The organism is Gluconacetobacter asukensis (genome assembly GCF_014174375.1).
GTDB lineage: Bacteria > Pseudomonadota > Alphaproteobacteria > Acetobacterales > Acetobacteraceae > Gluconacetobacter > Gluconacetobacter asukensis.
In genome coordinates, this window is sequence record NZ_JABEQE010000014.1 from 1 (window position 1) to 18,865 (window position 18,865).

Consider the following 18,865-nt stretch of genomic DNA (forward strand, 5'->3'; position numbering starts at 1 on the left):
AACTGGTGTGGGACGAGACGGGCCGGCTGCGTACCCATGCCCCCAGCACCTACAAGATCCCGGCCTGTTCCGATCGGCCGCGTATCTTCAATGTCGCGCTGCTGGAGCGCGGGCCCAATCGCGAGGAGACGATCTTTCGGTCCAAGGCGGTGGGCGAGCCGCCGTTTGTGCATGGCGTGGCGGTGCTGCACGCGATCTCTGACGCGCTGGCCAGCCTGGATGGCTATCGGTCCTGCCCCGGGCTGGATGCGCCGGCAACGCCCGAGGCGATCCTGCGCGCGGCCGAGCGGATGCGCGGAGCGACGGTCTAAGCCCATGTCCCGGCTCGCCGACATGATCGCCCGTGCCCGCGCCACCGGATCTGCCGTCGCGCGTGTGACGCTCGTGCAGGCGCGCGGGTCTACGCCGCGCGAGGCGGGGGCGTTCATGCTGGTGACGGCGGGTGCCCTGGCGGGGACGATCGGCGGCGGCCGGCTGGAATGGGACTGCGTGCAGGACGCGCGCGCGCTGCTGGCTTCGGGCGGGGCTTCCGTGGATCGCGTCATCGCCCTGGGCCCCGAGATCGGGCAATGCTGCGGCGGCGCCGTGACGGCCCGTATCGAGCGGCTGGATGACGCGTCCATGGACGCTCTTCTATGCGCGGAGGCGCGCGCGCGTCAGGATCGTCCCGCCCTGCTGCTGTTTGGCGCGGGCCATGTGGGGCGGGCACTGGCGCGGACGCTGGCCCTGTTGCCGCTGCGGCTGATCTGGATCGACGCGCGCGCGGAGGAATTCGGCGACGATGTGCCCGACGGTGTGGAGGTCCGGATCAGCGTCGACTGGGAAGGTGCGATTGCCTCGGCACCGGCTGGCGCGGGGACTCTGGTCCTGACACAGAGTCACGCGCTGGATGCTCTGATCGTGGCCGCCGCGCTGGAGCGGGGCGATTTCCGCTATGTCGGGCTGATCGGCTCGAAGACCAAACGGCGCCGTTTCGAGGCTGGCTTTCGCGATCTGGGCATTGCCGAGGATCGGATCGCGACCCTGGTCTGCCCGATCGGGGATCGCGGCATCCGCGACAAACGGCCGGAAATCATTGCGGCGCTGGTGGCGGCGGAAATCGTCGAACGCCTGTTGCACCCTGCGCAGAGTGAACCATCATGAAAAAGGAAGCGGAACATCGCATGAGCAAACATGATCGGAGTGGGTGGCACGTGGCGCGAGTCGCCTCCGTCCTTCTTGCAGGAGCGGCGTGCCTGTCAGCCTGTGCGGCACCGGCGCGCGCGGCGGAGGAGGTGAAGTTCGTTGTTGTTGCCAACTGGGAGAATGGCGCGGATCGCGGCGACGCGCCGGGCGAGTATCAGAACTGGGTGGAACGGGAGCATCTTGACGAGAAGGTACCGGTTCGGGGGGCGCCGGATGTCGTTCGACGCAACAAGGCGGGACTGTATGGGGTCGTCCTGCGCCATGGGGTGACGGACCTTGCGGCCTTCGTTATCGATCCACGCTTCGATTTTCATCACACCTATTGGCTGTTTACCGGAATTTCGGGCGTCAATCCGAATGCCGCCTCGGTCGGCAGCGTCGCCTGGGCGCGCTGGGTGGTCGACGGCGACGCACTGCGTGAGATCGACGACCGCACGATCCCGAAGGACTGGCCCTATGGCCTGTATGCGATCGGTGCCTCACGCCCCGACACGTTGCCCGCGAATCCCAATCATTACGGGTCGGTGACCGATGTTGCGGAACTGAGCAAGGCCTATACGCTGAACCAGGGGCTGGCACGCTGGGCCTATCAGATCAGCCGCACCGTCGTGCTGGCCGACGATCCGGAGGTTGCGGCACGGCGCAAGGCGTGGGTGGGCTTCCCCGCGGCGCAGAGGCCGCCATCCATCCTGATGGGCGAGACGCTGGGGGCGGAACGCTACTGGCATGGCGCGCCGCGCAATCTCTGGGCCGAGAACTGGGTGAAACTATGGACGAAGGGGCAGGGCCTGTTCGTGATGACGAACGAGGAAAGCCAGACCTACCAGCGTGAAATGCGGACCCTGGCGTCACTGGGCTTCGTGGATGCGAACCGGATCATGCTGCTGCGATCGGGCAGCAATTTTTCCATGCCGCCGCCGGGGGGCGACGTGACCCAGTCCATGGGGGATGAGGGCCCGGGGCAGGCGGTCGCGTTCGATAATAATGAACGGGCCGGCGCGCCGGTGGTCGCGGAAATCCTCGATCATTGGGGGCGGTATCGCGATCATATTCCTTCGGCGCCGTTCTGAGGGGGATTCGGGCGCTGCCCGGATCGCAAGGGGCCTTGAGCCCCTTGACCCCGCTTTGTCTGGAGATCCCGCGGCACCGGACGCCTATCTTCCCTGAATCTGGCTTTCAAGGATCAGGAACACCGAAAATACCATATCGAGGCCGATCAGCATGGGTGTCAGCCGCTGCCACCTGCGTGTCACGATGATGAGGCCAGTATAAAGGAGCAGCCCGAAGGCGAGGCTGACCATGAAATTGCCGGTCATGACGGTGACGAGTACCATCAGGATTGGCGGTAAAACATCGTCCGTCGTCTTGCGGGGCAGAGACGTCAGACCGGCAAGCATGTTCAATCCGACGATCATCAAAGCTGGTGCTGTGGCGATCGCCGGGATCGCCGTGATGAGTGGCCAGAAGAAAGCCGATAGCCCGAATAGCACGCCAACGACAACGCTCGACAAGCCGGTGCGGCCACCGGCTTCAACACCAACCAGCGATTCCAGGTAGGCCGACACGGTGCAGGTTCCGAGTGTCGCACCGACGACGCTGGCGATGCCGTCACTGACGAACGCCGCACGCCCAGGCACGATACGGCCGTCTTCTCGCGCCAGTTGTGCCTGCTGCGTAACGGCCATCATCGTTCCGGTGGCATCGAAGAAATCGCTGAGAAAGAAATAGGCCAGAATTGGAAGAATGATCGGCAATTCTGTCAGAAGGCCGCCGAAATCGAATGGAAACAGGAGGTGTGCCGGATAGGTCGGCCATTCCACGATTCGCGCCGGAAGGTGCATAATGACGTCTCCGTCCGGCTTGTGAAGGAAACATCCCGCGACGGTCAGGGCCAGGATGACGATGAGCATCGCCGCCGGAATGCGCAGTCTCATCAGGAGCGCGGTCGCCAGGAGCCCGGCGGCAACCAATTGGGTCGATGCATTCGCCAACGATCCGAATGTCAGGCCTTCATGTGAGGGTACAGCCAGACCGCCTGTCGTCATGCCGATGCGCGCGATGAAGGCGCCGATGGCAAAACGAATGCCGTGGGCGATGGGTTCGGGAAATCCCAGTACGATTTTCTGCCGCCATTGCGTGAGCGAGAGCAGCGTGAAGATCAGACCGCTGAGAAACACCGCGGCAAAGGCGACGCGCGGCGCGATGCCCATATGGACCACCACGATCTGCGCAAAGACGATGTTGCTGCTCATTGTCGGAGCAAGGGCGATCGGAAGGTTGGCGAACAGTGCCATCAGCAGCGTTCCAAAAGCGGCCGCGGCGATCGTCGTCATGACCATGTCGTGGCGATCCAGGCCGGCTGTCGCCATGATGGCCGGATTGACTGCCAGGATGTAGGCCATCGCGCCAAATGTGCTGAGACCGGCGATGAACTCCCGCATTGCCGTTGTGCGGCGTACGGACAGATGAAAGGTTCGGTCCAGCCGGCTATTATTCCTGGAGATGTGGTCTATCTGATCAATTCGATTCATTATGCGCCGGTCATCGTTCGGGCGATAACCCCTTCCAGGAATTCATGAAGTGGTTCAGTGGTCGCGACAGATCGCCACAACACCCTCTCGCGCGGTATTAAGCGAATTCGGACGCTACGGAAATGCACTGGGCGTAGCCTTTAACGCAACGGCTTGCTGAGTTTTTTCTGCTTCTAAATTGCCGTCCACATCCGCATATTTCGCTAACGAACCGTGTGATGGCTTTTTGCGCTCGTAATTCAATGGATTACAGCATTGGAGAGAGTCGCAGGCATGTCAGATACTCATGGTAATTCCTGGGACACTGTTGCCGATTGACCGGGGGGTGGTCGGGGCAGCTTTCGGCATGCGGGGCGCATCGCCCGGCTGTGCTCTAGAATCTTGAAATATTGGGGGACAGAATGGTGGATCAGAGATTTCGTGTGTGTTTGCTTGCGGCAACAATGCTCGGAAGTTGTGCGATTATGGTGCCTGTGGCGTCGCAGGCGGACGCACCTCAGGTGCGGCGACCTGCCGCGCCGAGTGCGGATAAGAGCGCACACGCAGCGCCGGCACCCAAGTCCGGTGAAGAAATCAATGTTTCCGCCTTCCATTCCGGCGGTGGCGGCATGATGCGTCACGAAACCGCACCGCATTCAGTGCAGACCGTGACCAAACAATATATCGAAATGCAGAGCCCGACGAATACGGCGCTGGATCTTGTCAAGAATCTGCCGAGCATCAGCGTCTCGACCGTTGATTCCTCGGGTATTCTGGGTGGCCAGATCAACAGCCGCAGCCTGACCGATTCCGACATGGGCATCCTGCTCAACGGTGTCCCGGTCGCAACCGCCTATTATCTGAACCAGAATGTCGATTCCGAAAATCTGGATCATGTGACGGTGACTCCGGGATCGGCAGCGATTGAACTGCCCGTGACGTCTGCCGCCGTCGGCGTCATGGATGCGCAGACCTACACGCCGGGGCACAAGTTCGGTGGGCTGATGGATTTTGCGTATGGCACGAACAATCTGTCGCGTGAATTCATGCGTGTCGAAAGCGGTGATATCGGCAATAGCGGCATCCGTGGCTATTTCTCGTTCTCGCATGAGCATGCGCGAAACTGGACCGGCCCATGGACCAACGAGCGGCGTCATCTGGATTTCGGCGCGGTAAAGGATTTCGATAACGGCTCTTCCGTCAACCTGTTCGTTTCCTGGAATCATCAGTTTACCGCAGCGCCGAAATATCCGACGGCTACCCAGTTCTTTAACAAGAAGCACGGGCTTGGAACCTACAATTACCAGGCGACCTACGACCCGTCGAACCCTTCGATGTACGGCGGCCTGGATGGAAACATGTGGGACCAGGTGTTCATCACCACGCCGGTTCACCTGCATCTGCCGGATAATTTCTCGTTCGATTTCAAGCCTTATTACGTCTATAACGGCGGCTACACCTACAATGGCACGTTGTTCAACGCCAATGTCACGCCTGTGACGCTGGGGCCGGATGGCAGTGCCCTGAGTGGCAAGGTGCCGGCGGCGTCCTATTACAGCGTCTTCCGTCCGCATGCGGGGGCCGTCGCCAAGCTCAATTACGATGTCGGCAGGCAGCATCACATCGAACTCGGATACTGGTTCGACTATCAGGACAATCAGGTGGTCAATCGCTATTCGGTCCTGTCCGCGACCGGGCAGCAGGCATTTCCGTACGCGGCGTCCACCGGGCTCTTTCAGGCCGGCTCTCGCTATATGCCCTACCAGGGTGATTCCGGATGGAAGAATCATTCCCTGTTCCTTCAGGATACGTCCAAATTCCTCGACAACAGGCTGGTCGTGAATGCCGGCTTCAAGGTCTCGATGATCAACCGCTGGAGCCAGAATTTCGCGTCCACGGCGCCGAAGGTCCAGAGCAACTTCGTCGTGCCGCTGCCGCAGCTTTCCATCGGCTATCAGATCGACACGCATAACCAGATCTATGTGAATGCCGAAGGCGATTATCGCATGCCAGATCCGGGATCGCTGTCACAGGTCTTCGACGCGGAAGCCGGCCGATATGTCGGAAATCCCTATAACGCGAAACCCCAATATTCCATCAAGGAAGAGCTGGGTTGGCGTTATGACAACCGCTATTTCATGACCGACCTGGAATTCTTTAATTATGCGATCACCGATCGTCTGGTTTCGACAAGTGTCTATGTGAACAACCAGTCCATCGGCACCACGATCAACGCCGGCAACCAGACGGCGCGCGGCTTCGATGCGATGATTTCCGGACACCCGTTCCATCACTGGAGCCCTTATGCGTCGGTCGAATATCTCGACGCGACCATGGATTCCAATTTGCCGGCGACAGGGATGCTCGCGAACGGCCAGACGATTGGCGATTACCTGCCCACCAAGGGGAAGACGGCTGTCCAGGCGCCGCACGTGCTGGCGAATTTCGGATTGACCTATGACGACGGAAAATTCTTCGGGAATGTCGGCGTTCATTACACGTCGTCTCAGTATGCGACCTTCATGAACGACCAGAAAATGCCGGGTTTCGTCACCGATTCGCTGTCGGTCGGCTACCACTTCCCGTCCTTCCGCTTCGTCAAGGCGCCTACGTTCCGGCTGAACTTCAACAATCTGGCCGGTGGGTTCGTCCGGACCGGTGTCAACGGGCTGGTCAATAATGCTGTCGCGGTGCGCGGCGTTCGTGGCAGCATGATCTCCGCCAGCGGTTCGCCGACCTATTATCTCTATCCCCGCTTCAACGTGACCGCGACGCTCTCCATGGCGTTCTGACCCTCCCTGGACCCGGCAGAGCCCGAGACCCTGCCACCCCGGTCATTGGATAACGATCGGGTTTTGGCAGGGATATCCCGGCGCATGCCCTGAAAACCATGCAGGCGGGCAATCTGGCGCATTTTCGCACATGCATGACTCGCACATTCCGGTGTCCGTTCGAAGGAAACGATAGATGAATGGATGCCGGGATATTTGCGGCTGGTGTGGTGGACTGGCGCTCACGCTGCTGCTGTCCACATCGCCACTGGCGACGCGCAGCGCATGTGCAGCGGGCGCGTCGGCGCCGGTCGTGGTGCTCGCGTCCGGTGCGCCTGCCTTCCATGCACTGCCGTCGGGTGTCGAATGGCGCCGTGGCGAAACGGTCGTTCGGGTCACGGCACTGAGCGAGACCATCGTGCGGGTGCGCATCGGCCGCGACGGCAGCCTGCCGGAGGACGCGTCCTGGGCAGTGCGGCCTTCCAGTCGGACCACCTCCGTGCCGATACATGGCATCGACACGCCCAATGCGGCAGGCTTTTCCACGCGTGGGCTGACGGTCCTGGTCGCCCGCGCGAATGGCGGGGTCACGGTCGCCGATGCCAAGGGGCATGTCCCTGCTGGCCGACCCGGGCGCGCCCTTTGTCGCGCACGACAAGGCGGGCTTCGAACTGGTAAAGTCCATTCCCGGCGACGGGCATTATTTCGGCCTGGGCGACAAGTTCGGCCCGCTGGACCGGCTGGGCCGGACGTACGCGATGTGGAACAGCGACAGTTACGCCTACCGGGAGGGGCAGGACCCGCTCTACAAGGATATTCCCTTCTTCATCGGCTTTACCGGCGGCGCGTATTTCGGGATGTTCCTGGACAATACGTGGCGGACGACCTTCGATTTCGGCCATCTCGACCCGGGCAGGCTGCGGATTGCCGCGCCGGACGGGCCGATAGATTATTATGTCATGGCCGGACCGACGGCCAGGGATGTCGAGGTGCAATATGCCCAGTTGACCGGAACGCCGGCGATGCCGCCGCGCTGGGCGCTGGGCTTCCAGCAATCGCGCTGGCGTTATCCGACCGAGAAGGATCTGCGTGGAATCGTCGGGCGGCTGCGCAAGGACCGTATTCCGTCCGACGCGGTATGGATGGACATCGACTACCAGCAGAAATTCCGTCCCTTCACGGTCGATCCGCAGGCCTTCCCCACCTTCGGGAAGATGGTCGCGGATTTCACCGCACGGCACATGCACACGGTGGCGATCACCGACCTGCATGTCGCCGAGCTGCCGAACGCGGGCTACGCCCCCTATGACAGCGGCATGGCGCAGGACCGTTTCGTCAGGACAGCGGACGGCAAGCCCTATGTCGGCCCGGTCTGGCCGGGCCCGACGCTCTTTCCGGACTTCACCCAGGCAGCCACGCGGGCCTGGTGGGGTGGACTCTACAAAGGGTTCGTGCAGCAGGGCATTTCCGGCTTCTGGAACGATATGAACGAACCGGCGGTCTTCTCCTACCCGACCAAGACCATGCCGCTGGACAATCGCCATCGCATCGACGAGCCCGGCTTTGCATCAAGGGTCGCAACCCATGCGGAGTTGCACAATCTCTACGGCATGCAGAATCAGCGCGCGACCTACGAGGGCGTGCTGGCGCTGAAGCCCGGCGAGCGCCCCTTCGTCATGACCCGGGCATCCTACGCGGGCGGCCAGCGCTATGGCGTGACATGGACGGGGGACAATGTCTCGACCTGGAATCATCTGGCACTGGCGGTGCCGATGCTGGAAAGTCTCGGACTGGGTGGCTTCGCCTTTGCGGGGGCCGATATCGGCGGGTTCGCCGGCATCGCGTCGCCCGAATTGCTGACGAAATGGTATGAGGTGGCCATGTTCACGCCGATCGCACGCTCGCATGCGGACCCGTGGAGCCATCCGCAGGAGCCCTGGGCGGACGGCAAGCGGCATGAGGACATCCGCCGCCGCTTCATCGAGGCCCGCTATCGCCTGCTGCCCTACAACGACACGCTGGCCGAGGAAGCCGCGCGTACCGGCGTGCCGATGATGCGCCCGCTCTTCATGGAATTCCCGGCGACGCTGATCGACGGGGCACCGATGGATCTGGCATCGGGGTCGGAATTCATGTGGGGGCGTGCCCTGCTGGTGGCCCCGGCCCCGGCACCGGAATCGCCGGGGGCGTACGATGTGACCCTCCCGCCCGGCGAATGGTACGATTACTGGACCGGTCGGAAAGTGACGGGCCTGCAGACGCTGCGGGTATGGGGCGCTGGCGGCTCCGTGATCGACATGAAAGACATGGACGCGACGACGCCGCACCAGGTTTCCGTCACCCCGCGCCTCGACCAGTTGCCCGTCTATGTTCGCGCCGGCAGTATCGTTCCTCACCAGCCGCTGGTGCAAAGCACGGACGAGACCCCGGCGGGGCCGCTGCAATTGGACGTCTATCCCGGCCCCGATTGTCACGGCAGCGTCTATACCGACGACGGGCACAGCTTCGCCTTCCGCACCGGCGCCTATAGTCGCACGGACCTGACCTGCACGACAGGGGCGGACGATCGTGTCACGGTGACGATCGATCGGCCGCAGGGGACCTATCACCCGTGGTGGACGGCCTATCGCGTCGTCGTTCATGGCGTTTCCCCCCTGGAGGGCCACGCGGTGAATCTCGATGGCCACGATATTGGCGCGGCACCCGCCAGGCCGGCAGACCGGTCATCTCTGGCGGTGACGATTCCCGCCGATGGGCACCGTGCAACGTTAATCGTAAGAAAGATATGAGCCGAAGGCGACGGCAATCGTAACGTGACGGGAAAATGCCGGGCGGAGCCGACGACCACCCCAGCGCGCTGATCGCGCTTGCGTCTCCCTACTCCCGCACCCGCTCGATCTGCGCCCCGCACTGCGCCAGCTTCCGCTCCACGGCTTCATAGCCACGATCCAGATGATAAACCCGGCTCAGGATCGTTTCGCCATGCGCCGCCAGCCCCGCCAGGATCAGCGAGAACGAAGCCCGCAGGTCGGTCGCCATCACCGGCGCGCCCGACAGCGAATGCACGCCGCGAATGATGGCAGACGAGCCATGGACGTTGATACGCGCGCCCATGCGGTTCAACTCGGGCACATGCATGAAGCGGTTTTCGAAGATCGTCTCTGTCACCATCGAGGCCCCTTCGGCGACCGACAGCATGGCCATGAACTGGGCCTGCATGTCGGTGGGGAAGCCCGGATAGGGTTCGGTCATGATGTCCACGCCGCGCAGCGCCCCGGTGCGGCGCACGCGCAGGGCGTCGTCCTCCTGGAACACTTCCACGCCGGCTTCCTCCAGCGTGCGGACCACCGCACCCAGATGATCGGCGCGGCCGCCGACGAGGCGCAGTTCGCCGCCGGTGATGGCGGCGGCGCAGGCATAGGTGCCGCATTCGATGCGGTCGGGCATCACGCTGTGCGTGGTGCCGTGCAGGGCTTCCACGCCCTCGATCGTCAGCGTGCCGGAGCCCGAGCCGGTGATGCGTGCGCCCATGCTGTTGAGGCAGGCGACCAGGTCGGCGATTTCCGGCTCACGCGCCGCGTTGATGATCTCGGTCCGGCCGCGCGCCAGGCAGGACGCCATCAGCAGGTTCTCGGTCGCCCCGACCGAGGCGAAGGGCAGGACGATGCGGTCGCCCACCAGCCCGCGCGAGGCACGGGCGTTGATATAGCCGCCTTCCAGCGAGATCTCGGCGCCCAGCGCCTCCAGCCCCTTCAGGTGCATGTCCACCGGGCGGGTGCCGATGGCGCAGCCGCCGGGCAGCGACACGCGGGCCTCGCCGCAGCGGGCCAGCAGCGGGCCCAGCACCAGGATCGAGGCGCGCATCTGCGACACGATGTCGTAGGGTGCCACGGTATTGGTGATGCGGCCGCCGACGGCCAGCGTGCCGCCGTCGCCTTCGATGTCCTCGACCGTCACGCCGTGCTGTTCCAGCAGGCGGCGCATGGTCGTGATGTCGGCGATGCGCGGCACGTTGCGCAGCACCAGCCGCTCCGACGTCAGCAGGCCGGCGACCAGCAGCTTCAGCGCCGCGTTCTTGGCGCCGCCGATGACGATGTCGCCGCGCAGCCGGTGGCCGCCGTGAATGATGAAACGGTCCATGGCGGGGTGTCCTACATCCGGGGGGTGGCGACGCCGCGCTGGCCCATATATTTGCCCGCACGGTCGGCATAGCTGACCTCGCAGGGCGAGGCACCCTGGAAGAACAGGAACTGGCAGATGCCTTCGTTGGCGTAGATGCGCGCCGGCAGCGGGGTGGTGTTGCTGATCTCGATCGTCACCTGGCCTTCCCATTCGGGCTCCAGCGGCGTGACGTTCACGATGATGCCGCAGCGGGCATAGGTCGACTTGCCCAGGCAGACCACCAGCGTATCGCGCGGAATGCGGAAATATTCTACCGTGTGCGCCAGCGCGAAGCTGTTGGGCGGGATGATGCAGGTCGGCCCGGTGCGGGTGACGAAGCTGTTGGACGCGAAATCCTTGGGGTCGACCAGGGCGTTGTCGACATCGGTGAAGATCTTGAATTCCTCGGCCACCCGCGCGTCATAGCCGTAGGAGGACAGGCCGTAGGAAATCACGCCGTCGCGCTTCTGCTGTTCCACGAAGGGTTCGATCATCCCGCCCTCCTGGGCCATGCGTCGAATCCAGCTGTCGGGCATAATAGGCATGTACGGTCCCTTGCGTCGCGTGGGGCGAATATCGTCTCGTATCTGCCCGACCACTAGCGAAGGCCGGGCCCGACCGCAATCAACTCCCGCTGTTTGTCGTCCCGGCGGCGGGGGCAGGCGTCTCGTCGGCGGCCGTGTCGGCGCGGGCGCGGGATTGCTGCTTGCGGCGGCGCAGGTTCGCCCGCAGGGCCGCGGCCTCGCGCGCCAGGCGCTCCTGCCGCGCAATCTCGGCCTTCTCGGCCTTGGTCAGGGGAGGGGGGGAGGAATCGGTCATTGAAACGGGTCCGTATTCGGAAAGATCAGCGGCCGCGGCGTCGGCCGGCCCACAGTATGACGAGGGATGCCGCCATCAGCAGCGCGCCGGCAATGTCCAGCCCCAGGATGGGCCAGCCCCGGCCCAGCAGCGGCCAGTGCCATTGCGATTGCCCGACTTCCAGCAGGATGCTGGCGCCGAAGCAGAACAGGGCGGCACTCTGGGCCCACGACACCAGGCGCGGCGTGGGGTGCTTGCGCGGCGGGGCGGCGCGGAACGGATCATTCGACATCGGTCTGTAGGGTCGCTTCCTGTAGGGGGGGCGTCTCGTGAAGAGCGTCCCCGGCCGGCTGGGCCACCTGCCAGGCGAACCAGTCCGCCAGGCTCGAGCCCAGGATTTCATCATAGACCGCCAGCGTCGCCTGCTGCATCGCCTGGGTGGTATAGCGGGCCAGCACATGGGCGCGGGCGGCGGCCCCCAATGTTTCGGCCTCGTCCGGCGTCAGGCGCAGCATGGCGCCGATCGCCTCCGCCAGCGCATCGGGGTCGCCGGGCGGTACCAGCAGGCCGGTCTGCCCGTCCACCACGGTTTCCATCGCCGCGCCATGGGCGGCGACCACGACCGGGCGGCCCATCGCCTGGGCCTCGACCACCACCCGGCCGAACGGTTCGGGCTCCAGCGAAGGCACGACCACCACGTCCGCCATCGCCAGCGCCGCCGGCATGTCGGCACAATGGCCGGCGAAGAACACCCGCCCGCGCAGGGCCGGGCGAGCCTGCGCCATCTGTTTCAGGCTGTCGCCGAACCGGTCGCGCCGGCGCGACGGGCCCACGAAGACGCACACCCAGGGGCGCCCGCAACCCCCTTCGGCTTCCATCCGCGCCAGGGCTTCCAGCAGCAGCGCCTGGCCCTTCCAGCGCGTGAGCCGGCCCGGCAGCATGATGATCGCGGCATCCTCGGGCAGGCCCCATTGATCGGCCAGCGCCTGGATGCGGGGGCCGCGTACCACGGCCGGGTCGAAGCGGGCGGTATCGGCGCCGCGCGGAATCACGCGCAGCCGGTCGGGCCCTACCCGGTAGTCGCGGGCCAGACGCCGCGCGATGAAGGCGCTGATGGCGATCACCCGCCTGCCGGACGCCATGACGGCATTATAGCGCCGCTTGCCCGGTACATTCTCGCGATAGACGCCATGCCACGTCGTCACCAGCGGCACGCCGGTCAGCCGGCAGGCCAGCGCCGCCGACCAGCCCGGCGCGCGCGAGCGCGCATGGACCAGATGCACGCCGCGCTCGCGGATCACCTGCGCCAGCCGCCGCGCGTTGAGCAGGATCGAGACCGGGTTCTTGGGCCGCAGGTCCAGCGGCACATGGACACCGCCGGCATAGGCCAGGCGCGGCAGCATGCGGCCGCCGGCACAGGCCGCGAGCGCCACGCCCCCGGCCTGCGCAATGGCCTGGGCCATGTCGACCGTGCCCTGTTCGATCCCGCCGGCATCGAGCGCGGGCAGAACCTGAAGAATGACAGGGCGGGCGACAGGCATGTCCATCCTGCCTCTCTAGCACGAACGGACCGGTCACGCATCGGCCGGGGAAGGTGGCTTTTCTGGAATTATCACGATTACGTGATATGTGATCGTGTAACATCGACACGGGCATCGTCCTTGGGTATAGAGAGGGTCAAGGGGCCGAAGCGCCTCCAAGAAGAGAGAAGAACAAGAAGAATCAAGAAGAGACGGAAACCTTCATGAAGAAGGGCCAGCATTTGCTGTCGTCCCTTTTCCCGGTGCCGCCCTGCCTGTGACCGACCTGTGTCGGCTTCCGGGGGCGGCGCCGGGCTATCCCCTGTTTCCTCTCCCGCTCCCATCCCGTTCGCCCTGCCGCCGCCCGGTGCTGTTTGCATCCCGGACGTTCTGGATTAATCAGGGCACATGACGCGCGTTCTCGTGATCAAGCTTGGGGCGCTGGGCGACCTCGTCCTGGCCTTCGCGCCCTTCGCGGCCATCCGCGCGCGCTATCCCGATGCCGACATCACCCTCCTGACCACCGCCCCGTTCGCGGCGCTGATGGAAGCCGCCCCATGGTTCGACCATGTGGTGGTGGATTCGCGTCCTGCCTGGCGCGACCTGCGCGGCCTGCTGCGCCTGCGCCGGCAGATGGCGGGGTTCGACGCGGTGTACGACCTCCAGACCTCCGGCCGCTCCTCGCGCTATTTCCGGCTGGCCGGCCGTCCGCGCTGGTCGGGTATCGCGGCCGGCGCCTGCTGGCCGCACGACAATCCGCAGCGCGACTTCATGCACACCCGGGCCCGCCAGCGCGACCAGTTGCGCCGGGCCGGGATCGATCAAGTCCCCGACCCCGATCTGTCCTGGCTGGCCGAAGGCGGCCCGATGCTGCCCGGCCCATACGCCCTGCTGGTGCCGGGGGCCGCACCCCATCGGCCCGCCAAACGCTGGCCCGCCGAACGGTTCGGCGCCCTGGCCCGCCTGCTGGCGGCGCGTGGGCTGACGCCGGTCGTCGTCGGCACGGGGGGTGAATCCGCCCTGGCCGCCACCATCCGCACAGCCTGTCCCGAAGCCGTGGACCTGACGGGCCGGACCAGCCTGGTCGAACTGGCGGGGCTGGCCGCGCGGGCCGCGCTGGCGGTGGGCAACGATACCGGGCCCATGCACCTGGCCGCCGCCATGGGCTGCCCCAGTACCGTCCTGTTTTCGCGCGACAGCGACCCGGCCCGCACCGCGCCGCAGGGCCGCACGCCCGGCCAGGTGCGGGTGCTGCGCGTTGACGATCTTGCCCTTCTGAGCGTGGATAGGGTTGCGGCCTCGGTCGCCTGACGCCATTACAGGCTCTTCCTGTTTATCGGAGCATCGACATCATGCCTGCCATCACCCTGCCTGACGGATCCGTTCGCCATTTCGACGGGCCGGTGACGGGGACGAGTGTGGCGGCCTCCATCGGGCCCGGCCTGGCCCGCGCGGCCCTGGCGATGGTGGTCGACGGCGCCGAGATGGACCTGTCGCGCGAAATCGCCCATGACGCCTCGGTGCGCTTCATCACCCGCAAGGACGATGCGGCGCTGGAGATGATCCGCCACGACGCCGCCCATGTGCTGGCCGAGGCCGTGCAGTCGCTGTGGCCGGGCACACAGGTCACGATCGGCCCGTCGATCGAAAACGGCTTCTATTACGATTTCTATCGCAACGAGCCCTTCTCGCCCGAGGATTTCGCGGCCATCGAGGCCCGCATGCGCGAGATCGTGGCGGCCAACGCCCCCTTCGAGCGCGAGGAGTGGCCTCGTGAGGAGGCGATCCGCTTCTTCGAGGCCAAGGGCGAGCGCTTCAAGGCGGAGCTGATCCGCGACCTGCCGGAGAGCGAGACGATCTCGATCTACCGCCAGGGCGAGTGGCTGGATCTGTGCCGTGGCCCGCATATGCGCGGCACCGGCGATATCGGCACCGCCTTCAAGCTGATGAAGGTGGCCGGCGCCTACTGGCGCGGCGACCATCGCAACCCGATGCTGACCCGCATCTACGGCACAGCCTGGCGCGACCAGAAGGAGCTGGACGCCCACCTGCACCGGCTGGAAGAGGCCGAGCGCCGCGACCATCGCCGCATCGGCCGTGAGATGGACCTGTTCCATATCCAGGAAGAGGCCGTGGGTTCGATCTTCTGGCACGCCAAGGGCTGGCGGATCTACACCGCGCTGCAGGACTATATGCGCCGCGCCCAGATCCGGGGCGGGTACGAGGAAGTCCGCACCCCGCAGCTCGTCGACCGCGCCCTGTGGGAGGCCTCGGGCCACTGGGACAAATACCGCGAGCACATGTTCATCGCGACCGTCGAGGATGAGGACAAGACCCTCGCCCTGAAGCCGATGAACTGCCCGTGCCACGTGCAGATCTTCCGCCACGGCCTGCGCTCGTATCGCGAACTGCCGCTGCGCATGGCGGAATTCGGCGCCTGCCATCGCTACGAGCCCTCGGGCGCGCTGCACGGCATCATGCGCGTGCGCTCCTTCACCCAGGACGACGCGCACATCTTCTGCACCGACGACCAGATCGCCGGCGAGACCGCGCGCTTCGTGCGCATGCTGGCCGAAGTCTATGCCGATCTGGGCTTCGAGAGCTTCCGCGTGAAGTTCGCCGACCGGCCCGAGGCGCGCGCCGGCAGCGACGAGACCTGGGACAAGGCCGAGGGCGCGCTGATCGAGGCCTGCCGCCTGGCCGGCGTGGAATATGAGCATAATCCCGGCGAGGGCGCCTTCTACGGCCCGAAGCTGGAATTCGTGCTGCGCGACGCCATCGGCCGCGACTGGCAGTGCGGCACGCTGCAGGTCGATTACGTCCTGCCCGAGCGTCTGGACGCCAGCTATGTGGGCGAGGACAGCGCCCGTCATCGGCCAGTGATGCTGCACCGGGCCATCCTGGGCTCGTTCGAACGCTTCCTGGGCATCCTGATCGAGCAATATGCGGGCCGGTTCCCGCTGTGGCTGGCGCCGGTCCAGGTGGTGGTGGCCTCGATCGTCACCGACGCCGCGCCCTATGCCGAGCAGGTGGCGGCGGAACTGCGCGCGGCGGGCCTGACGGTCGAGACCGACACGCGCAGCGACAAGATCAACGCCAAGATCCGCGAGCACAGCCTGGCCCGCGTGCCGGTGATCCTGGTCGTGGGCCGCAAGGAGGCCGAAGACGGCACGGTGGCCATGCGCCGCCTGGGCGGCGCGGCGCAGGAGGTCCTGTCGCTGGACGCGGCGGTCGAAAGCCTGGCGCAGGAAGCCCTGCCGCCCGATCTCCGCCGGGTGGCCGCGCCCGCGGCATAAGCCGGACTTTTCGTCCCGGACGCGGCCCGCCAGGGTCGCATCCAAGGCAAGAGGGAATGGCGGATGCGGGTCGTCTGCTGCCCGCGCATGGCTGAATCGAACGCCCATGCGACGAGAATGCTTGATCTGGATGGCCTCTTTGGGTCAATAACGGCCAGTCCGGAAAGCCATCGCGCCGTTCCGGCCCTATAGCTGGAACAGGTCCCGGGGGTGGATACCGCCCGGGGCGCGCGGGATGCGGTCACGCTTCATCCCGCAGACGCGGACGCGGCAGGCGAACGCGCCGGTCCTGGCGGGCTCGGGCGACAGATGCTCCGGACATGAAGACAAATACAGGAGCCGACCATAGCCAGACCTCCGATGCCCACTCCGCCTAACCGCGAGGGCCCCCGTGTCAATGAGGAAATCCGCGTTCCGCAGGTGCGTCTGATCGACGCGGAGGGCGAGATGCTCGGCGTCATGCCCACGCGTGATGCTCTGGCACGTGCTTATGCCGTTGGCCTCGACCTGCTGGAAATCAGCCCGAACGCCGAACCGCCGGTCGCCAAGATCCTCGACTACGGCAAGTTCAAGTACGAGCAGCAGAAGAAGCGGAACGAGGCCCGCAAGAAGCAGAAGGTCATCGAGATCAAGGAGGTCAAGGTCCGGCCGAACATCGATGAAAACGACTATCAGGTGAAGATGCGCGCCATGAAGTCGTTCATCGGCGAGGGCGACAAGGTCAAGGTGACCCTGCGCTTCCGTGGCCGCGAGATGGCTCACCAGGACCTCGGCATCAAGGTGCTGGAACGCATCCGCACCGAGATGGACGAACAGGCGAAGGTCGAGCAGATGCCCAAGCTCGAAAATCGCCAGATGATCATGGTGCTCTCGCCCCGCTGAGCGGGACGATCCCCTGACCAAAGAAAAAAAGCCCGGACGTTTGTCCGGGCTTTTTTTATGGCGTGTCGGCGTCCGGCAGCGGTCTCCACTGGGGTCGGGCGGCGCCCGCACCGCGCTTTTTGGCCCGGACCACGGCGGTATCCAGCGCCGAGAGGAAGGTCGAGCGATCCGCGCGGGTGAAGCCACGCCCGCCCTGCATGATCGCCCCCGTGGAGCGCAGGTCCTCCATCAGGTTGCGCATCGCCAGCGCCATGCCGATCGCGTCCGCGTCCAGGATCCGTCCGCGCGGGTCCAGCACGCAGGCCCCCCGCGCCACGCACCGCGCGGCCAGCGGAATATCGGCCGAGATGATGATATCGTGCGCACCCGCCTGTTCGGCGATCCAGTCATCGGCGACATCCATCCCCTGGGTCACCACCACCCGCTCGATCAGGGGAGAGGACGGAATGGCGATCATCCGGTTCGACACCACGAATGTGTGCAGCCCATGCCGCAGCGCCACGCGATAGGTCTCGTCCCGGACGGGGCAGGCATCGGCATCGATGAAAATCCGGGTCACATGTAGGGGCAAACGATCGTCAATCCGGTAGCGATGGTTTCAGAAGGGGGCGGGGCACAAGAAACGTGCCCGAACGGCCACGACCATGCCCTCAGGGCGTGAGCATGAAGGTCGCCGAGGCACTGGCCGAGACATCCTGCTCTTCGGCCGGCGCGCCGGGTGCCACGGGTGCCGAGGCGGCGCGGGCCATCATCATCATCGGCATCGGGCGCGGCATGCCATGGTCGGAGAGCGTGATGGAGCGGATCGAGGCGATCTTCAGCCCCAGCACCTTCGCGGCCGCTTCGGCCCGCTGCCGCACATCGGTCAGGGCGCCGGCCTCGGCCTGGCGGGTCAGGCTCTGGCGCCGGTCGGGCGACAGCGACCAGTCGAGCCCGCTCAGGGCCAGCCCCTTGGCCTGAAGCTGCCCGACCAGGGCCAGCAGCGCCGCGCCGTCGGCGCCTGTCAGGCGGACGGTTTGACGGGCCGTCCAGGCCGGTGCCTTGCCCCCTTCATTATGCTCGGCCGAATAATCCTCGGTCACGGTCGTGATGCCGCCGGCCGCCTTGGCAGCGTCGATGGCCATGCCGGCCAGGGCATTCACGCGCTCCTGCGCCGCCGCGGCACTGGCGGCGCTGGCCTCGGCAAACAGCGTGGCCGTCAGCCGGTCGGGCGCGGCATGGACGGTGCCGGTGCCCGACAGGGTCAGCGCGGTGCCGGCCGGGGCGTGGCGGGGCAGCATCTCCGGCATGCCCGGCCCCGGATCGGGCGGCATGTCCTGGGCGGAGGCGGCGAAGGGCAGCAGGGTTGCGGCGGTCAGGGCAAACACCCCAAGGGCAGGAAGGCGGAACTCGGTCATGAATGCGTGTCTTCCTTCAGCGCCATCAGGGCCCGGCGCAGTTGAACGATGCCCGAACGCACCTTGCCTTCATGGCACAGATGCGTGCCCTGGGCGCGCAGATCGTCGACCTCATGCCGCAGGGGCGGCCCATAGGCGTCGATGACGGCAGCCAGCCGGTTGCAGAATGCGCGGCTGTCGCTGGTGATGATGACGGGGTGATTGGGGTCGGCCGCGCCCCGGCCGCCCGTGGCCAGCGACGCATCCATGTCCGGCGGCGGGGCCATGCCGCACAGGCACAGGCCCATGACCGCCAGTGCCGTGATTGAAAGAGGCTGTGAATTCATGGGCTGGAGCCTAGGGTTC

16 protein-coding genes and 1 pseudogene are annotated in these 18,865 nt (G+C 65.5%); 8 read left to right on the forward strand and 9 right to left on the reverse strand.

From position 1 onward, the window contains the following. The 3 genes and pseudogenes from HLH35_RS14730 to HLH35_RS14740 form a co-directional block, all read left to right on the forward strand. Nucleotides 1-311 (forward strand): annotated as a pseudogene (locus HLH35_RS14730) (xanthine dehydrogenase molybdopterin binding subunit); the annotation flags it as partial. 4 nt (nt 312-315) lie between these two features. Beyond that, the gene (xdhC, locus tag HLH35_RS14735; protein WP_182979868.1) at nt 316-1,143 is read left to right on the forward strand and encodes a xanthine dehydrogenase accessory protein XdhC; all 828 of its coding nucleotides are present in this window, start codon (nt 316-318) and stop codon (nt 1,141-1,143) included. Nucleotides 1,144-1,163: 20 nt separating this feature from the next. After that, a complete protein-coding gene (locus HLH35_RS14740; RefSeq protein WP_182979869.1) occupies nt 1,164-2,255 on the forward strand; it encodes a purine-nucleoside phosphorylase in 1,092 nt (363 codons plus the stop codon). Nucleotides 2,256-2,339: 84 nt separating this feature from the next. Here HLH35_RS14740 and HLH35_RS14745 read toward each other — a convergent pair whose 3' ends face one another. Beyond that, entirely contained in the window at nt 2,340-3,716 is a 1,377-nt protein-coding gene (locus HLH35_RS14745) for an NCS2 family permease (protein ID WP_182979870.1), read from the reverse strand. A gap of 608 nt (nt 3,717-4,324) precedes the next feature. Here HLH35_RS14745 and HLH35_RS14750 point away from each other — a divergent pair. After that, nucleotides 4,325-6,487: a TonB-dependent receptor gene (locus HLH35_RS14750; protein ID WP_246385127.1), complete on the forward strand. Its 2,163-nt coding sequence runs from the start codon at nt 4,325-4,327 to the stop codon at nt 6,485-6,487. Nucleotides 6,488-7,077: 590 nt separating this feature from the next. Next, on the forward strand, nt 7,078-9,255 hold the full coding sequence (locus HLH35_RS14760) for a TIM-barrel domain-containing protein (protein WP_182979872.1): 2,178 nt from the start codon (nt 7,078-7,080) through the stop codon (nt 9,253-9,255). A gap of 88 nt (nt 9,256-9,343) precedes the next feature. Here HLH35_RS14760 and murA read toward each other — a convergent pair whose 3' ends face one another. The 5 genes from murA to HLH35_RS14785 all read right to left on the reverse strand — a co-directional run bounded on the left by murA (nt 9,344) and on the right by HLH35_RS14785 (nt 12,972). Then, nucleotides 9,344-10,606 carry a UDP-N-acetylglucosamine 1-carboxyvinyltransferase gene (gene murA / locus HLH35_RS14765; protein ID WP_182979873.1) on the reverse strand — a complete coding sequence of 421 codons (1,263 nt, stop codon included), beginning with the start codon at nt 10,604-10,606 and terminating at the stop codon, nt 9,344-9,346. An 11-nt stretch (nt 10,607-10,617) separates the two neighbouring features. Beyond that, on the reverse strand, nt 10,618-11,172 hold the full coding sequence (gene dcd, locus HLH35_RS14770) for a dCTP deaminase (RefSeq protein WP_182968609.1): 555 nt from the start codon (nt 11,170-11,172) through the stop codon (nt 10,618-10,620). A gap of 79 nt (nt 11,173-11,251) precedes the next feature. Further along, entirely contained in the window at nt 11,252-11,446 is a 195-nt protein-coding gene (locus tag HLH35_RS14775; protein WP_182979874.1) for a hypothetical protein, read from the reverse strand. Between the two features lie 25 nt (nt 11,447-11,471). Beyond that, nucleotides 11,472-11,717, reverse strand: coding sequence for a hypothetical protein (locus tag HLH35_RS14780; protein WP_182979875.1), 246 nt, complete (start codon nt 11,715-11,717; stop codon nt 11,472-11,474). Continuing rightward, entirely contained in the window at nt 11,707-12,972 is a 1,266-nt protein-coding gene (locus tag HLH35_RS14785; protein WP_182979876.1) for a glycosyltransferase family 4 protein, read from the reverse strand. The genes HLH35_RS14780 and HLH35_RS14785 overlap by 11 nt, the downstream gene beginning before the upstream one ends. 381 nt (nt 12,973-13,353) lie before the next feature. Between HLH35_RS14785 and HLH35_RS14790 the strand changes: the two genes are divergently transcribed. The 3 genes from HLH35_RS14790 (at nt 13,354) to infC (ending at nt 17,123) form a co-directional block, all read left to right on the forward strand. Beyond that, complete coding sequence (locus HLH35_RS14790; RefSeq protein WP_182979877.1) at nt 13,354-14,256, forward strand: glycosyltransferase family 9 protein; 903 nt, start codon at nt 13,354-13,356, stop codon at nt 14,254-14,256. 41 nt (nt 14,257-14,297) lie between these two features. Beyond that, nucleotides 14,298-16,241 (forward strand): threonine--tRNA ligase, encoded by a 1,944-nt coding sequence (gene thrS / locus HLH35_RS14795; protein ID WP_182979878.1) that lies wholly within the window; start codon nt 14,298-14,300, stop codon nt 16,239-16,241. 360 nt (nt 16,242-16,601) lie between these two features. Further along, the gene (gene infC / locus HLH35_RS14800) at nt 16,602-17,123 is read left to right on the forward strand and encodes a translation initiation factor IF-3 (RefSeq protein WP_114725527.1); all 522 of its coding nucleotides are present in this window, start codon (nt 16,602-16,604) and stop codon (nt 17,121-17,123) included. A 55-nt stretch (nt 17,124-17,178) separates the two neighbouring features. Here infC and HLH35_RS14805 read toward each other — a convergent pair whose 3' ends face one another. From HLH35_RS14805 to HLH35_RS14815, 3 genes are all read right to left on the reverse strand, one after another. Next, nucleotides 17,179-17,682 (reverse strand): YaiI/YqxD family protein, encoded by a 504-nt coding sequence (locus HLH35_RS14805; RefSeq protein ID WP_182979879.1) that lies wholly within the window; start codon nt 17,680-17,682, stop codon nt 17,179-17,181. A gap of 91 nt (nt 17,683-17,773) precedes the next feature. Beyond that, a complete protein-coding gene (locus HLH35_RS14810; protein WP_182979880.1) occupies nt 17,774-18,520 on the reverse strand; it encodes an SIMPL domain-containing protein in 747 nt (248 codons plus the stop codon). Next, nucleotides 18,517-18,846 (reverse strand): hypothetical protein, encoded by a 330-nt coding sequence (locus tag HLH35_RS14815; protein ID WP_182968618.1) that lies wholly within the window; start codon nt 18,844-18,846, stop codon nt 18,517-18,519. Before HLH35_RS14815 ends, HLH35_RS14810 begins: the two co-directional genes overlap by 4 nt. Between the last annotated feature and the right edge of the window lie 19 nt (nt 18,847-18,865).

Excerpts from the sequence above, each read along its gene's own strand:
- xdhC (WP_182979868.1), top strand. The coding sequence starts at position 316 with ATGTCCCGGCTCGCCGACATGATCGCCCGTGCCCGCGCCACCGGATCT.
- HLH35_RS14740 (WP_182979869.1), top strand. The coding sequence starts at position 1,164 with ATGAGCAAACATGATCGGAGTGGGTGGCACGTGGCGCGAGTCGCCTCC.
- HLH35_RS14745 (WP_182979870.1), bottom strand. The coding sequence starts at position 3,716 with ATGAATCGAATTGATCAGATAGACCACATCTCCAGGAATAATAGCCGG.
- HLH35_RS14750 (WP_246385127.1), top strand. The coding sequence starts at position 4,325 with ATGATGCGTCACGAAACCGCACCGCATTCAGTGCAGACCGTGACCAAA.
- HLH35_RS14760 (WP_182979872.1), top strand. The coding sequence starts at position 7,078 with ATGTCCCTGCTGGCCGACCCGGGCGCGCCCTTTGTCGCGCACGACAAG.
- murA (WP_182979873.1), bottom strand. The coding sequence starts at position 10,606 with ATGGACCGTTTCATCATTCACGGCGGCCACCGGCTGCGCGGCGACATC.
- dcd (WP_182968609.1), bottom strand. The coding sequence starts at position 11,172 with ATGCCTATTATGCCCGACAGCTGGATTCGACGCATGGCCCAGGAGGGC.
- HLH35_RS14775 (WP_182979874.1), bottom strand. The coding sequence starts at position 11,446 with ATGACCGATTCCTCCCCCCCTCCCCTGACCAAGGCCGAGAAGGCCGAG.
- HLH35_RS14780 (WP_182979875.1), bottom strand. The coding sequence starts at position 11,717 with ATGTCGAATGATCCGTTCCGCGCCGCCCCGCCGCGCAAGCACCCCACG.
- HLH35_RS14785 (WP_182979876.1), bottom strand. The coding sequence starts at position 12,972 with ATGGACATGCCTGTCGCCCGCCCTGTCATTCTTCAGGTTCTGCCCGCG.
- HLH35_RS14790 (WP_182979877.1), top strand. The coding sequence starts at position 13,354 with ATGACGCGCGTTCTCGTGATCAAGCTTGGGGCGCTGGGCGACCTCGTC.
- thrS (WP_182979878.1), top strand. The coding sequence starts at position 14,298 with ATGCCTGCCATCACCCTGCCTGACGGATCCGTTCGCCATTTCGACGGG.
- infC (WP_114725527.1), top strand. The coding sequence starts at position 16,602 with ATGCCCACTCCGCCTAACCGCGAGGGCCCCCGTGTCAATGAGGAAATC.
- HLH35_RS14810 (WP_182979880.1), bottom strand. The coding sequence starts at position 18,520 with ATGACCGAGTTCCGCCTTCCTGCCCTTGGGGTGTTTGCCCTGACCGCC.
- HLH35_RS14815 (WP_182968618.1), bottom strand. The coding sequence starts at position 18,846 with ATGAATTCACAGCCTCTTTCAATCACGGCACTGGCGGTCATGGGCCTG.